Genomic DNA, 15815 nt, shown 5'->3' with positions numbered 1-15815 from the left:
CCTTTTCCTGCCGTGCGGCAAAGGATCAGCAAGAAGCGGGCCAGGACAGGACTGTCAGTCTTATCAGTGGGTTGGTGAAAGTCGTTGGGGTGGGCGCCGGTGTCCGCTATGCGACAATTCCGGGGGGATGTCGGGGAATCGACACCGGGCGGCGCCGGTCACCCATCCGCCCGGAAGCGCGCCACCACGGCGGCCAGGGTGGCGTCGGCGGTGTCGTTGGTGACCTGGCAGGTGCCGGCGGCGTGGTGGCCGCCGCCGCCGTAGTCCAGCATGAGCGCGCCGATGTTGCTGTTCGACGTGCGGTTCAGGATCGACTTGCCGCAGGCCAGCACGGTGTTCTGCTGCTTCAGACCCCACAGCACGTGGATGGACACGTTGGCGTCGGGGAACAGGGCATAGATCATGAAGCGGTTGCCGGCCAGGATCGTGTCCTCGCCGCGCAGGTCGAGGATAACCACGTTGCCCTCCTGCCGGGCGCAGCGCCTGATCTGTTCGATGAACTCCGGCTCGTGCCGACGGTACAGCTCGACGCGCTCCTTCACGTCGGGCAGGTCCAGGATTTCGTCGATGGTGTGCCGGCGGCAGTAGTCGATCAGCTCCATCATCAACTGGTAGTTGGACACCCGGAAGTCACGGAAGCGGCCGAGCCCGGTGCGCGCGTCCATCAGGAAGTTCAGCAGCGTCCAGCCCTGCGGGCGCAGGATGTCGTCGATGGCGTAGCGGGCGGAATCCGCCTGGTCCACGGCGCGCATCATGTCGTCGGACACGCGGGGGAACCGCTCCTTGCCGCCATAGTAGTCGTAGACGACGCGGGCCGCGGAGGGGGCATCGGCGTCGATGATGTGGTTGTCGCGCCGCCCCACCCGCAGCGTCTCCGACAGGTGGTGGTCGAAGACCAAGTGGGCGCCTTCCACGTAGGGAAGGTTGGTGGTGATGTCGCGGCCGGTGATCTCCACCTTGCCGTCCTGCATGTCCTTGGGGTGGACGAACTTGATGTCGTCCACCAGGTCCAGCTCCTTCAACAGCACCGCGCACACCAGACCGTCGAAGTCGGAACGGGTAACCAGACGGTATTTCACACTTTCGTTCATCGCAATTCCCCCGGGTGCCGGCGTTGTTCTGTCCGCCCGGAGGGTAGTCGCGCCTCCATTGGCGCGCAAGCGGCGGCCGGCCTACTCCCACGGGCTGCGGCGACCCGGCGCACCGCCGCCGGAGGACGGGACCGAGGACCGGCCGCCCGGCCGGCGCGGCGCCTCCGGCCGGCGGGGGACGGCGGCGCCCCACGGGCTGTCGGGGCGCTGCGGCGTGCCGGCCCCGGACGCGCCCCCGGCACGACCCGCCACCGTGCCGCCGCCATGGCTGCCGCTGCCGCCGGCCCCGGCCATGGCGCGCAGCGCGGCGACGCGGTTCTCCATGTTGGGGTGGGTGGAGAACAGGTTGTCGAAGCGCTGGCCGTGCAGGGGGTTGACGATGAACAGGTGGGCGGTGGCCGGGTGCGCCTCGGCGCGGTGGTCGACGGTGCGGGCCACCCCCTCGTGAATGCGCACCAGCGCGCTGGCCAGCCACAGGGGGCGACCGCAGATCTCGGCCCCGATGCGGTCGGCCTCGTACTCGCGGGTGCGGCTGATGGCCATCTGCACGATCATCGCCGCCATGGGCGCCAGCAGCGCCATCAGCAGGATGCCGACGAAGCCCAGCGGGTTGCCGCCGTTGCCGTTGCCGTTGGACGACGAGGACGCCCCGAAGAACAGCCCGAAGTTGGCGAGCATGGAGATGGCGCCGGCGATGGTCGCGGTGATCGTCATGATCAGCGTGTCGCGGTTCTTCACGTGCGCCAGCTCGTGGGCCATGACGCCGGCCACCTCCTCGGCGCTGAGCATGCGCAGCAGGCCGGTGGTGGCGGCGACCGCGGCGTTCTCCGGGTTGCGGCCGGTGGCGAAGGCGTTGGGCTGGTCGGAATGGATGATGTAGACGCGCGGCATCGGCAAGCCGGCCCGCTGGGCCAGCCGCTCCACGATGCCGTAGTATTCGGGTGCGGAGTGGCGGTCCACCTCCTGCGCCCCGTACATGGACAGCACCATGCCGCCGGAGTTCCAGTAGGTGAAGACGTTCATGGCGACCGCCACCAGCAGCGCGATCAGCATGCCGCCCTGGCCGCCGATCAGGAACCCGACGCCGCCGAACAGCGCCGTCAGGCCGGCAAGCAGGATGGTGGTCTTCAGATAGCTGGTCATAAGCGGGTTTCCCCCGGGCCTTCGGTGTCGGGTGCGCGGATAGGGCTACCCCCCGCGCCCTGCCGGTGATATGGGCTTGGCCCCGCCATCCGTTCAAGATGGTGGAATCCCGCCATCCCCGCGCCATATGACGGCCATGACCGACGACACCGCCAAGCCGGACCCGTCCGGCACCCCCGAACCCGCCGCCGACGCCACGGCCGGCAAGGGCCCGCAGCAGAAGCCCGGCGAGATCGGCGGCCCCAAGGGGCCGGAGCCGACCCGCTACGGCGACTGGGAGTTCAGGGGGCGCTGCTCCGACTTCTGACCGGCGCGCGATCGCCCCGGAACCATGACGCCGGGCGTGCGGTTGGGATAACCGGCCGCCCGCGCTGACGTTCCGCGCCCGACCCCGGCCGGGCGGCCGTACCCGCACCACGGATACGGGAGACGGCGACATGGCCTTCAACACCTCGGATGCGATCATCGACACCCTCGTCCACTGGGGGGTGGACACGATCTTCGGCATCCCCGGCGACGGCGTGAACGGCCTCATCGAGGCGCTGCGCAAGCGCCGCGACGACATCCGCTTCATCCAGACCCGCCACGAGGAGTCCGCCGCCTTCATGGCCTGCGGCTATGCCAAGTACACCGGCAAGCTCGGCGTGTGCATCGCCACCTCCGGCCCCGGCGGCATCCATCTGCTGAACGGCCTCTACGACGCCAAGCTGGACGGCGCGCCGGTGCTGGCCATCACCGGGTTGCAGTTCAGCGACCTGATCGGCACCCACACCCAGCAGGACGTGGAACTGGACAAGCTGTTCCAGGACGTCGCCGTCTACAACCAGCGGGTCATGAAGTCCACGCATGCCCGCAACGTCGCGGTCAAGGCCTGCCGCACCGCGCTGGCCTACCGCGGCGTCGCCCACATCACCATCCCCGTCGACGTGCAGGAGGAGGAGGTGAGCGAGGACGAGGCGTCCAAGCGCAACATCCTCGGCCACAACACCGACCTCTACGCCACCGCCGTCAAGCTGCCGCCGGAGACGGAGCTGCGCAAGGCCGCCGCCATCATCGACGCCGGCGAGCGGGTGGTGATCATGGCCGGCCGCGGCGCGTTGGGCGCCGGGGACGCGGTGGAACGGCTGGCGGACCACCTCGGCGCCGTGATCGTCAAGCCGCTGCTGGGCAAGGCGTGCGTGCCCGACGACAGCCCGTTCACCACCGGCTCGGTCGGGCTGCTCGGCACCACCCCGTCCCAGGAGGCGCTGGAGGGCTGCGACACCCTGCTGATCGTCGGCTCCTCGTTCCCCTACATCGAGTTCTATCCCAAGCCCGGCCAGGCCCGCGGCGTCCAGATCGACATCGACCCCATGCGCATCGGCCTGCGCTATCCCGTGGAATGCGGCCTGGTCGGCGATTCCGGCGGCACGCTGGAGGCGCTTCAGGCGCTGGTCAAACGCAAGGCCAACCGCGACTTCCTGACCCGGGCCCAGCAGGGCAAGGCGGAGTGGATGGCCCTGATGGAGGAGCGCGGCACCCGTCAGGACACGCCCATGAAGCCCCAGGTGGTGGCGTGGGAGCTGGGCAAGCGCTTGCGCCCGGACGCCATCGTGTCGTGCGACAGCGGCACCATCGCCACCTGGTGGGCGCGCCAGATCCCGGTCAAGCGCGGGCAGATGCACTCCCTGTCGGGCAACCTCGCCACCATGGCGCCGGGGCTGCCCTACACCATCGCCGCCCAGGTCGCCTATCCCGACCGCCAGTGCGTCGCCTTCGTCGGCGACGGCGGCCTGTCCATGCTGCTGGCCGACTTCGTCACCGCGGTGAAGTACAAGCTGCCGATCAAGATCTTCGTCATCAACAACCGGGCGCTCGGCCAGATCAAGTGGGAGCAGATGGTGTTCCTCGGCAACCCGGAATACGTCTGCGACCTCGCCCCCATCGACTTCGCCAAGTGCGCCGAGGCGATGGGCGGCACCGGCATGACCATCACCGATCCGGCCAACGCCGCCACCATGATCGAAACCGCGCTGAGCCTGCCCGGCCCGGTGATCGTTGACTGCATCGTCGATCCCCACGAGCCGCCGATGCCGCCCAAGGTGAAGCCCGGTCAGGCCGTGAAGTTCGCGCAGGCGCTGGCCAGCGGCACGCCGGCCGCCGGCAAGATCGGGCTGACGGTGGCGGCCAACACGATCCGCGAGATCATCTGATGAGTCCGCGGGTGGAGGCGGTCACCGCCGCCGCCTTCCGCATCCCGACCGACGCGCCGGAGTCCGACGGCACGCTGGAATGGGACGCCACGACCCTGATCGTCGTGACCGCCCGCGGCGGCGGCACGACCGGTCTCGGCTACGGCTACGCCCACCGTGCCGCCGCGGCGCTGATCGCCGACACGCTGGCGCCGCGGGTGACGGGGACGGACGCGCTGGCCGTCCCCGCCGCTTGGCACGCCATGAACGCCGCCGTGCGCAACCTCGGCCGGCCGGGGCTGGGCGCCATGGCCGTGTCGGCGGTGGATGTGGCGCTGTGGGACCTCAAGGCCCGCCTGCTGGGGGTGCCGCTGTTCGCCCTGTTGGGGGCGGTGCGCCGCGGCGTCATGGCCTACGGCAGCGGCGGCTTCACCTCCTACGATGACGGGCGGCTGGCCGGGCAGCTCGCCGGCTGGGTCGCCGACGGGCTGACGGCGGTGAAGATGAAGGTCGGGCGGGACCCGGCGCGCGACGAGGCCCGCGTCGCCCTGGCCCGGCGGGCGATCGGCGACGGCCCGGACCTCTTCGTCGACGCCAACGGCGCCTATGGGGTCAAGCAGGCGCTGGCCATGGCCGGCCGCTTCGCCGCACAGGGCGTGAGCTGGTTCGAGGAACCGGTGTCGTCCGACGACCTGGACGGCCTCTGCCGGCTGGTGGAGGGCGTGCCGCCGGGGATGGAGGTGACGGCCGGGGAGTACGGCGACGGCCCCGTCTATTTCCGCCGCATGCTGGAGGCCGGCGCCGTCGACGTGCTGCAACCCGACGCCACCCGCTGCGGCGGGGTGACCGGCTTCCTGCGCGCCGAGGCGCTGGCGGACGCCTTCGACGTGCCCCTGTCGGCCCACACCGCGCCGACGCTGCACGCCCACCTCGGCTGCGCCTGCCGCCGCGTGCGCCACGTGGAGTATTTCCACGACCACGCCCGCATCGAGGAGATGCTGTTCGACGGCGCCCTGCGCCCCGCCGGCGGCACCCTCACCCCCGACGCCTCGCGTCCCGGCCTGGGCCTGACGTTCAGGGAAGCCGACGCGCGGCGGTACGCGGTGTGAACGGAGGCAGCCGCCGATGTTGCGCTGCGGGAAATGGCCGAGTGGCGCTCGCCCTTCGTTGATGACCGGCTCGTGAGCGTGGTGAAGTACCTATGGCGTATGGTTTGCCTTACGCCGAGTATGACGAACTGAACCGCAGCGGCAGGCCGGAGAGCACCTGATGGACTTCACCCCGATCAAGACCGAGGCCGATTTCCGGACCGCGCTCGCCGAGATCGAGCGGCTGTGGGACGCCGAACCGGACACGCCGGATGGTGATCGCCTCGACATCCTGATGACGCTGGTGGAAGCCTACGAGCGGCGCCACCACCCCATGCCGCCGGCGGACCCGATTGCGGCGATCGAGTTCATGATGGAGCAGCGCGGGATGACGCGCGCCGATCTGGAACCGATCATCGGATCGAGCGGCCGGGTGTCGGAGGTGCTGAACCGGCGCCGGGCGCTTTCCGTTTCGATGATCCGCCGGCTGTCCGAAGCGCTCCATATCCCGGCCGAGATCCTGATCCGGCCGTACGACCTCCGGCACGTCGCCTGAACGGCGCCGTTCGGGCGCGAAATGCGCGCTCCGGGGCAACGCCGGGGCGGTTCTGCCGTTGACAGGATGGCATCCCGCCGTTCCACCGTCACAGGAGAACCGCCATGCCCGACAGCATCGCGCGACACGTCGATGTGGACGCGCTCGCCGCCGATCTGCGCCGGGAGGTGGACGGGGACGTTCGGTTCGATGCCGGCCACCGGGCGCTTTACGCCACCGACGCGTCCAATTACCGGCAGGTTCCCATCGGGCTGGTGGTGCCGCGCCATGTGGAGGCGATCCGCGACGCGGTGGCCGTGTGCGCCCGCCACGGCGCCCCCATCGTGCACCGCGGCGGCGGCACGGCGCTGGCCGGGCAGAGCTGCAACACCGCCGTGGTCATCGACGGGTCGCGGCATTGCCACCGCATCGTCGAGCTGGACCCGGAGAACCGCCGCGCCACGGTGGAGCCGGGCTGCGTGCTGGACGATCTGCGGCACGCCGCGCGGGCACACGGGCTGACCTTCGGGCCGGACCCGGCCACCCACGACCACTGCACGCTGGGCGGCATGATCGGCAACAACTCCGGCGGCGTGCACGCGGTGATGGCCGGCCTCACCATCGACAACGTGGAATCGCTGGACGTCCTCACCTACGACGGCCTGCGCCTCACCGTCGGCCCGACGCCGGACCGGGAGCTGGAGCGCATCATCGCCGCGGGCGGGCGGCGCGGGGAGATCTACGCCGGCCTGCGCGCCCTGCGCGACGCCCACGCCGACGAGATCCGCCGGCGCTTCCCCGACATCCCGCGTCCCGTGTCGGGTTATCCCCTCGACCAGCTCCTGCCGGAGAACGGGTTCAACGTCGCCCGTGCGCTGGTGGGCACCGAGGGCACCTGCGTCACCATCCTGCACGCCACCGTCCGCCTGGTGCCGGAGCCGCCGCACCGCGTGCTGCTGGCCGTCGGTTTCGACGACATTGCCTGCGCCGCCGACTTCGTGCCGCGCCTGCTGGAGCACGGGCCCATCGGGCTGGAGGGGATCGACGAGCGCCTGGTGCAGAACATGCGGCGCAAGTGCCTGCACCCCGACGAGGTGAAGCGGCTGCCGGACGGCGAAAACTGGCTGCTGGTGGAATTCGGCGGTACCAGTACCGAGGAGGCACGGGAGCGCGCCCGGCGCCTGGAGGACGACCTGGCCGGCAATCGCCACGTCCGCGGCGTGGCGGTGCACGCCCGGCCGGAGGACCAGGCGGCCCTGTGGCGGGTGCGGGAGGCCGGCCTGGGCGCCACCGCCTTCGCGCCGGGCGCCAAGCGCGACACCTGGGAAGGGTGGGAGGACTCCGCCGTGCGGCGCGAGGATCTCGGGGACTACATCCGCGACCTCAAGGCCCTCTATGCCCGCCACGACCTGCACGGCGCCATGTACGGCCACTTCGGCGACGGCCTGATCCACACCCGCATCGACTTCGGCCTGCACAGCGAAGAGGACCTGCGCCGCTTCCGCCGCTTCCTGGAGGAGGCGGCCGAACTGGTCACCCGTTACGGCGGCAGCCTGTCGGGCGAGCACGGCGACGGCATCGCCCGCGGCGAACTGCTGCCGATCATGTACGGCGAGCGGATCGTGCGCGCGTTCGAGGCGTTCAAGGCCATCTGGGACCCGGCCAACCGCATGAATCCCGGCCGCATCGTCCATCCCTACCCGCTGGACAGCCACCTGCGCCTCGGCACGCGCTACCGTCCGCCGCAGCTCGACACCCACTTCCGCTTTCCCGAGGACGACGGCTCGTTCGCCCGGGCCACCCTGCGCTGCGTCGGGGTCGGCAAGTGCCGCCGCCACGCCCGCTACGGCGGCACCATGTGCCCGTCGTTCAAGGCCACCCGCGAGGAGATGCACTCCACCCGCGGCCGCGCCCATCTGTTGCAGGAGATGATGGCGGGCGATCCCATCCGGGACCTCTGGCGCAGCAGCGCCGTAAAGGAGGCGCTCGACCTCTGCCTCGCCTGCAAGGGCTGCAAGGGCGACTGCCCGGTCAACGTGGACATCGCCACCTACAAGGCGGAGTTCCTGGCCCACCATTACGAAGGCCGTTTCCGGCCGCGGGCCGGCTACCTCATGGGCCGCATCCACCAGTGGGCGCGCCTGTTCGCCCCCGTCCCCTGGCTGCCCAACGCGGTGATGCGCGCACCGGGCCTCGGCCGGCTGGCGCGCCGGGTGGCGGGCATCCACCCCGATCGCGCGGTTCCCGCCTTCCGGCGGCCATTCCGCCCGGCCTTCCGCCCGGCAGCGGGCACGCCCGGCCGGGTGCCGGTCATCCTGTGGACCGACACCTTCAACAATCACTTCTCCCCGGAGGTGCTGGAGGCCGCCAGCACGGTGCTGAACGCCACCGGCCACCCCGTGGAGATCACGGCGCGCAACCTGTGCTGCGGCCGGCCGCTCTATGATTACGGGTGGCTGGATGCGGCGAAGCGTCACCTCTCGGGGATCATGGCGGCGCTGAAGCCGCGCCTGGACGCCGGGGCCTGCGTGGTGGGAGTGGAGGCAAGCTGCCTCAGCGTCTTCCGGGACGAGCTGACCAACCTCTTCCCCGGCCATGACGAGGCGCGGCGCCTGGCCGAGCGCACGCTGACGCTGGCCGAGTTCCTCGATCGCCACGGCTCCGACCTGCCGTGGCCGGATATCGGCCGCACCGCCATCGTGCACGGCCACTGCCATCACAAGGCGATCATGGGGATGGCGGCCGACGCGGCGGTGCTGAAGCGCGCCGGGGTCGCCGCCGACGTGCTCGACAGCGGCTGCTGCGGCATGGCCGGCGCCTTCGGCTACGAGACGGAGAAATACCCGGTGTCGATGACCATCGCCGAGCAGGTGGTGCTGCCCGCAGTGCGCGAAACCGATGCCGACCTGGTCATTGCCGACGGCTTCAGTTGCCGCGAGCAGATCAACCAGGCCCTCGCCGGCCCCGGCGGCAGGCGCCGCGCCGTGACCCTGCCGGAAGTGCTGGCGCAGGGGCTGCGATCGGCCGGGACCGGCGGCGGGGACCGGCGATGACGCGGCGCATCGAGGATTACGCCCTTCTCGGCAACACCCACACCGCGGCCCTCGTCGGGCGCGACGGATCGGTGGACTGGATGTGCCTGCCGCGCTTCGACTCCCCGGCCTGCTTCGCGGCCCTGCTGGGGACCCCGGAGAACGGGCGCTGGCGGATCGCGCCGCAGGGGGAGGTGCGGGCGGTGCGGCGGCGCTACCGCGACGGCACGCTGGTCCTGGAAACCGAGATGGAGACCGACGACGGCGTGGTGGCGGTGATCGACCTGATGCCGCCGCAAAGCGAAGACGTGCGCGCCGACCTGGTGCGCCTCGTCGAGGGGCGGCGCGGCCGGGTCGCCATGGCCATGGACCTGGTGTTCCGCTTCGACTACGGCTCCATCGTGCCGTGGGTGCGGCGCACCGCCGACGGGCTGGTGGCGGTGGCGGGGCCGGATTCCGCCCACCTGCACACGCCCGTCGACCTGCACGGCGAGGCGTTCCACACCCGCGCGGCCTTCACGGTGTCGCAGGGCGAGACCGTGCCCTTCACCCTGACCTGGCACCCCTCGCACCTGCCCGAACCCCCGCCCGAGGACCCGCGCCGCCTGCTGGACGAGACGCAGGCGTGGTGGCGCCGCTGGTCGTCGCGCGGCCGCTACGACGGGCCGTGGAGCGATGCCGTGCGCCGCTCCCTCATCACGCTGAAGGCGCTGACCTACGAGCCGACCGGCGGCATCGTCGCCGCCCCCACCACCTCGCTGCCGGAAAAGATCGGCGGGCCGCGCAACTGGGACTACCGCTTCTGCTGGCTGCGCGACGCCACCTTCACCCTCTACGCCCTGCTGTCGTCGGGCTTCCGGGAAGAGGCGGCCGCCTGGCGGGCGTGGCTGACGCGCGCGGTGGCGGGCATGCCCTCGCAGTTGCAGATCATGTACGGCCTGGCCGGCGAGCGGCGGCTGGAGGAACGTGAACTCCCCTGGTTGTCCGGCTTCCTGGACAGCCGGCCGGTGCGCATCGGCAACGAAGCCTACACCCAGGTCCAGCTCGACGTGGTCGGTGAAGTCATGGACGCCTTCCACCTCGCCCGGCGCAGCGGGGTGGAGGCCGACCACACCGGTTGGCGGGTGCAGTGCGCCCTGCTGCGCTACCTGGAAGAGGTCTGGTGCCGCGACGACTACGGCCTGTGGGAGGTGCGCGGGCCGGCGCGGCCGTTCACCCACTCGCGCATCATGGCCTGGGTGGCCTTCGACCGCGCCATCCGGGCGGCGGAGGCCATGGGGCTGGAGGGGCCGGTCGACCGCTGGCGCGAGCTGGCCCGGCGCATCCACGCCGAGGTCTGCGACAAGGGATTCGACCACCGCCACAACCGGTTCGTCCAATACTACGGCGCCGACCACACCGACGCGTCGCTGCTGCTGATCCCGCAGGTCGGGTTCCTGCCGCCGGACGACCCGCGCGTCGCCGGCACCGTGGCCGCGGTGGAGCGGGAGCTGTCCGACGACGGCCTGATCCTTCGCTACCGAACCGAACCCGATGTGGATGGCCTGCCGCCGGGGGAGGGGTGCTTCCTCGCCTGCTCCTTCTGGATGGTCGACGCCAAGGTGCTGCTGGGCCGCCGCGAGGAGGCGCAGGCCCTGTTCGAGCGGCTGGTCGGCCTGGCCAACGACGTCGGCCTGCTGGCGGAGGAGTACGACCCACGGGAGCGCCGCATGCTCGGCAACTTCCCGCAGGCGTTCTCCCACGTGGCTCTGGTCAACTCCGCCCACAACCTGGCGCGGGCGGACGGGCCGGCGGAAGGCCGGGCGGCGCGGTGACGGGGCCTATCCGGATCGGCAAGCCGGGGCAGCGGCGGTTCGGACGGGTTGACCCGATGGAGCGAAGGGGCGATCTGTCGTTTCGACCGAAAACGGCAGCAGCGTATGGCGGATCATGGCGTCGAAGGGCATCGAACCGCCGGCCGGAACGGCCGGCTCCGTGCGCGCGCTGCGGCTGTTGCTGGCGGCCTGCATGGTGGTGCCGCTGCTGCTGTTTGCCCTGATCGCCTGGAACAGCCACGCCCTGACGGTGGCGGAAACCGAACGCGGCATCCGTAAGACCACCCTGGTGCTGCACGAGCACGCCCTGAAGGTGTTCGAGACGCTGGAAGGCACCCTCGACCGCATCGATGAGCGTCTTGACGGGGTGGACTGGGCGACCATCGCCGAATCCCGCGACGTCCACGAGATGCTGCGGGCCTTCGACAGCAGCATGCCGCAGCTCGGCTCCCTGGCCCTCGTCGACCCGCAGGGCCGCATCGTCGCATCCAGCCGGCGGTATCCCGCCGTGTCCGTGGACGTCAGCGACCGCGAGTACATCCGTGCCCTGCGCAACGGCGACGGTGCGTACACGGTCAGCGAAGCGATCCATGGCCGCATCAGCGGCGACCCCCAGTTCAACATCGCCCGCCGCCGCTCGGGCGGCGACGGTGACTTCAACGGCGCCATCGTGGCGGCGGTCTTTCCGCAATATTTCGTTGATTTCTATCGCCGCGTCGCTCTGGGCGACGACGAATCCATGGGGCTGACGCGGGCCGACGGGGCAGTCCTGGTGCGCTATCCCGAGCCGGCGGCCGACGCCCCGGTCCGCCTGGCCCGCGGCCGCGGCATGATGGCCGCCATCGAGCGCAACCCGGACGAGGGTCTCTTCCGCGTGCACGGGCAGGTCGACGGCATCGACCGCATCTTCGGGTACAAGAAGCTGGAGGGGCATCCCGTCTACGTCACCTACGCCGTGGCCACCTCGGCGGTGACGGCCGCCTGGCTGCGCACGACCGCGATCTACGCGGTGTTCGCCCTGCCGGCGATGCTGGCCCTGGTTCTGGTGGCCCGGGCGGCCCTGCGCCGTGCCCGTGGCGAGGCCGCCACGGTGCGGATGTGGGCGGACGAGGTGCGCCGGAGTGCCGAACTGGAGGCGGCCCTGCGCCAGTCGCAGAAGATGGAGGCGCTGGGCCAGCTCACCGGCGGCGTGGCGCACGATTTCAACAACCTGCTGACCGCCGCCCGGACCAACCTGCACCTGCTGGCCCGCCACGTCCCGGCACCGGCCGCGACCTATCATGAGGGGGTAACGGCGGCCCTTGAACGGGCGGCCAAGCTGACGCGGCAGCTCCTGGCCTTTTCGCGCCAGGAGGCCGTCAATCCCGAAGTGATTGACCTGAACGGCCATCTGCGCGCCATGGCCGATCTGCTGGAGCGCTCCGTCCGGGCCGACATCACCCTGGCATGGGAGGTGGGGGACCAGCCGGTGTACGTGGAGGTGGACCCCGTCCAACTGGAACTGGCAGTCCTCAATCTGGTGGTCAACGCGCGCGACGCCATGGCTGCCGGCGGCCGGATCACCATCGCCACCGGCGTGGACGGCGCGCACGCTGTGGTGTCGGTGCGCGACACCGGGTCCGGCATGCCCGCGGACGTCCGCACGCGCGCCTTCGAGCCGTTCTTCACCACGAAGCGGGACGGGCAGGGGACGGGGCTGGGCCTGTCCATGGTGTATGGCTTCGCCCGCCAGTCCGGCGGGATGGCGGAGATTGACTCACGTCTGGGGCAGGGGACCTGCGTGCGCATCACCCTGCCGCTGACGACACGCCGCCCGTCAGAGGTCACCACCCGGCCACAGGCGGAGGATCCGGTGACCCGTTCCATCCGTGTCCTGCTGGTGGAGGACAACGCGCTGGTCCTGCTCGCCACCGTGGAGGGCCTGAAGCAGGAGGGGTTCGAGGTGGCCACCGCCGAGCACGGGGTGGCGGCCCTGGAGATTCTGGAGGGCGGGGCGGAGATCGACGTGGTGGTGTCCGATGTGATCATGCCCTATGGCGTCAGTGGCTTCGACCTTGCCCGGCGCGTCCGGGAACGGTGGCCCGACATCCCCGTGCTGCTGACGTCGGGCTACAGCCCGGAATCCCTGGCCACCATGGGAGCGGAAGCCGACGCGGCGGTGCTGCCCAAGCCCTACACCCCCGACCGGTTGGCCGCCCGCATCCGCGACCTGGCGGTGCGGGTGCGGGCGACCTGACCGATCATCCCATCAGCGGGGTCAGTCGGACTCGGTCTGCGTGCTCGGCAGGGGCGAACCGGCGCCCAGCGGACGCTCCTGCGCCGACGGGTTGGCGCTGTCGCCCGTGATGCCGCTGCCCAGCGTCGCGTCCGCGCCGCCGCCGGCGTCGGTGCCGCCGGTCGCGCCGGCCGTGCCGGTGCCCATGCCGTCGGTGGCGCCCAGGGTGTCGTCAGCACCCAGGGTGTCGTCGGTGCCCAGCGTCTCGCCGGCGGTGCCGACGTTGCCGCCGGTCGCCGTCGAGCCGAAGGCGTCGCCCGTCGCACCCGCGTCGCCGCCGGCGCCCATGGCGGAGCCGGAGTCGCCGACGTTCAGCGACCCCAGGGTCTGATCATCCGCCTCGCCGGTCGCCGGCAGGTTGTTGGCCTCCTGGTAGTCGCGCAGGGCGTCGCGGGTGTTGGGACCCCAGATGCCGTCCACCTCGACGTTGTGGCCGGCGTCGCTGAGCGCCTGCTGGAGATCGCGGATCTCCTGCTCGCTCATGTCCTGGTCCGCCGAACCGGACAGGCCGGCCTGCGCCGACTGGTCCATCTGGATGGTCGAATCGGTCTGCATGGCCGAGGAGGCACCGTCACCGGCGGCGTGCGCCGGCATGAGGGCGAAGGCCGAAAGGGAGCCGGCCGCCAGGACGGCCGCCAGATGAGTCGAGATCTTCATCGTCGCATTCCTTCCCGTCTGTCATGTCCATGCCGACGAGCCGTCCCAAGCGCGGCCGTTGTCGGCTGGCCCCCTGTCAACTTGACGGTGGCGATGAAGTTCCGAAGAAAGGTGAGTGTCTGCTGCTGCTCCGCTGCCACCTGCTTTGTGCCGATCCCTATTTGGCGCCGATGAAGGAGCAGTGCGGGAAATCGGGGAAATCGTACCAGCGCACGCGGGCCGGGGTGTGGCGGTTCATCCAGTCCAGCACGGCGTAATGGGCGGTCTGGTCGAGCAGCCAGTAGGCGGTGCCCGGCCCCAGCAGGAAGCGGGCGATGTAGGCGGCGACCCGCTCCAGGAAGAGGCGGCCGGCCGGCGTGTCGGCGTACCAGTTGAAGCACACCGTTATTTCCCGCGACGGGCCGCGCCGGCGGCGGTCGAGCAGCAGCCCGAGGTCGTATCCCGTCATGTCCCCGGCCAGCGCCCGCAGATCCGAATGGACGGTGCAGTCCAGGTCCAGCACGATGATGGGGCCGCCGAGGCGCACCTGCCATTGCCAGGCGCGGATGAAGCGGGCGGCGGCGTAGTAGCTGAAGCGCTTGATGTCCGGCCAGCCCGTGAAGTCCGGCCGCTCGCACGACCAGCCGACGCCCGGGCGCGGATCGGCGCTCCGGCGCTCCAGATCGCGGCGCGTCGCCTCGCCGGGATCCACCACGTGCACCGCCACCGCCGCTCCGGGCATGCGGCGGGCCAGGGAGTCCAGCAAGTCGGGCGCGAAGCGGCGGTAATAGACGTCGTCGCACGACAGAACCACCGTTGGTTGTCCCGGCGTGGCGGGCGGGTCGGCCTGCACCTCCAGCGGTGCCATGCGGGCGACGGCGGCGGACGCCGGCTCCAGGGTGGCGAAGAACCCGTCGTCGGCCCGCAGCATGGCCCAGATGCCCAGCTCGTGGTCGGCGGCGATCGCCGCCGGGGTGAGACGCCGCAGGAAGCGCTGCATCAGCCGGGAGGCCAGCACCGCGCGCCCCCGGCGGTAGACGTGGAACCCCGCGACCACCGCGGCGGTGGCGTCGGTCCGATGCCGCGCCAGCCGCCGCCACGCCGCCCGGGCGGCGGCGTGCAGCATGGCGTCGTCGGCCAGGCCGATCTGCACCAGCGTGCTGACGGCCAGGAGGCGCAGGCGCTCCGCCTCCTCGTCCCGCGGGTCGGCGGCCGCCAGGGCGGCCACCGCCTCGGCCGCCAGCACCCGGTCGACGGCGAAGGGTTTGCCGGCGGAGACGGCGGTCAGGCCGCTGCGCTCCAGCAGCAGGGAGCCCAGCCGCCGGCTGGCGGCGCGGTGACCGGGGTCGAGCGCCAGGGCCCGCCGGGCCGCCGCCTCGGCCGCCGCCCGGTCGCCGACGGCGTCCAGCGCCTCGGCCGCCGCGGCGTGGGCATCGGCGCCGGCGCCCGGCCGCGCGGCGGCGCGGCGGCGGGCCGCGGCCCGGTCCAGATCCGTCCCCCGGGCGGCGCGCAGCACGTCCAGGTTGGCGGCGGCGGCGGGGTGACCGGGCACCGCCGTCAGCACCCGGCGGTAGCAGCGCTCCGCCTCCGCGGCGCGGTCCAGCCGCTTCATCTCGTTGCCCAGGTTGAATCCGGCGGCGACGTGCAGCGGGTCGAGCGCCAGGGCGCGGCGCAGGTGGTCGGCGGCGGCCGCGTGCCGTCCCGCGGCGCGCAGCGCACCGGCCAGGTTGCTGTGGGCGTCCGCCGACTCCGGCTCCAGCGCCGCCACGCGGGCGAACAGCCCGGCCGCCGCGTCCGGCCGCCCGGTCTGCGCCGACAGCAGGGCCAGGAGCTGGAGGGCCCGGCGGTTGTCGGGATCGGCGTCGAGCACCGCGCGGTACAGGGGCTCGGCCTCGCCGTGCCGGCCGGACCGGTGCAGGGAGAGGGCCGCGTCGAGGCGTTCGTCCATGGATCGGGAAGGCGGGCGGTTGCGGAGGCCCGCAGAGTACCGCCGCGCCGGCACTCCCGGCAACCACATCCCCGGCAACCAC

The 15815-nt window shown here is 71.8% G+C and carries 11 protein-coding genes; 7 read left to right on the top strand and 4 right to left on the bottom strand.

All coding sequences use genetic code 11. The annotated features are described in order from the left end of the window. Positions 1–158: 158 nt before the first annotated feature. Together G472_RS0125075 and htpX are read right to left on the bottom strand one after the other, a co-directional pair. Positions 159–1091, bottom strand: a complete 933-nt coding sequence (locus G472_RS0125075) for an exopolyphosphatase (protein WP_029010571.1) — start codon at positions 1089–1091, stop codon at positions 159–161. Positions 1092–1172: 81 nt separating this feature from the next. After that, the gene (htpX, locus tag G472_RS35550; RefSeq protein WP_035693707.1) at positions 1173–2234 is read right to left on the bottom strand and encodes a zinc metalloprotease HtpX; all 1062 of its coding nucleotides are present in this window, start codon (positions 2232–2234) and stop codon (positions 1173–1175) included. Between the two features lie 136 nt (positions 2235–2370). Here htpX and G472_RS35545 point away from each other — a divergent pair, with 136 nt between their 5' ends. The 7 genes from G472_RS35545 to G472_RS35535 all read left to right on the top strand — a co-directional run bounded on the left by G472_RS35545 (position 2371) and on the right by G472_RS35535 (position 13110). After that, positions 2371–2541 (top strand): DUF1674 domain-containing protein, encoded by a 171-nt coding sequence (locus tag G472_RS35545; RefSeq protein WP_425388006.1) that lies wholly within the window; start codon positions 2371–2373, stop codon positions 2539–2541. Positions 2542–2671: 130 nt separating this feature from the next. Then, complete coding sequence (locus G472_RS0125060) at positions 2672–4426, top strand: thiamine pyrophosphate-binding protein (RefSeq protein ID WP_029010570.1); 1755 nt, start codon at positions 2672–2674, stop codon at positions 4424–4426. Continuing rightward, entirely contained in the window at positions 4426–5514 is a 1089-nt protein-coding gene (locus G472_RS0125055; protein ID WP_029010569.1) for an enolase C-terminal domain-like protein, read from the top strand. The genes G472_RS0125060 and G472_RS0125055 overlap by 1 nt, the downstream gene beginning before the upstream one ends. 160 nt (positions 5515–5674) lie before the next feature. Beyond that, entirely contained in the window at positions 5675–6049 is a 375-nt protein-coding gene (locus G472_RS0125050) for a helix-turn-helix domain-containing protein (protein ID WP_029010568.1), read from the top strand. A 104-nt stretch (positions 6050–6153) separates the two neighbouring features. Further along, the gene (locus tag G472_RS35540; protein ID WP_035693704.1) at positions 6154–9081 is read left to right on the top strand and encodes an FAD-binding and (Fe-S)-binding domain-containing protein; all 2928 of its coding nucleotides are present in this window, start codon (positions 6154–6156) and stop codon (positions 9079–9081) included. Further along, positions 9078–10874 carry a glycoside hydrolase family 15 protein gene (locus G472_RS0125040; protein ID WP_029010567.1) on the top strand — a complete coding sequence of 599 codons (1797 nt, stop codon included), beginning with the start codon at positions 9078–9080 and terminating at the stop codon, positions 10872–10874. Before G472_RS35540 ends, G472_RS0125040 begins: the two co-directional genes overlap by 4 nt. Positions 10875–10989: 115 nt before the next feature. Next, a complete protein-coding gene (locus G472_RS35535) occupies positions 10990–13110 on the top strand; it encodes a hybrid sensor histidine kinase/response regulator (protein WP_051341263.1) in 2121 nt (706 codons plus the stop codon). Between the two features lie 21 nt (positions 13111–13131). Here G472_RS35535 and G472_RS37615 read toward each other — a convergent pair whose 3' ends face one another. Together G472_RS37615 and G472_RS40690 are read right to left on the bottom strand one after the other, a co-directional pair. Beyond that, a complete protein-coding gene (locus G472_RS37615; protein ID WP_051341261.1) occupies positions 13132–13806 on the bottom strand; it encodes a peptidoglycan-binding domain-containing protein in 675 nt (224 codons plus the stop codon). Positions 13807–13963: 157 nt separating this feature from the next. Beyond that, a complete protein-coding gene (locus G472_RS40690) occupies positions 13964–15733 on the bottom strand; it encodes a tetratricopeptide repeat protein (protein ID WP_029010566.1) in 1770 nt (589 codons plus the stop codon). Positions 15734–15815 lie beyond the last annotated feature (82 nt).

The sequence above is a fragment of the Azospirillum halopraeferens DSM 3675 genome (assembly GCF_000429625.1).
Classification (GTDB): Bacteria; Pseudomonadota; Alphaproteobacteria; order Azospirillales; family Azospirillaceae; genus Azospirillum; species Azospirillum halopraeferens.
This window is presented reverse-complemented; position numbering and strand designations above follow the sequence as displayed.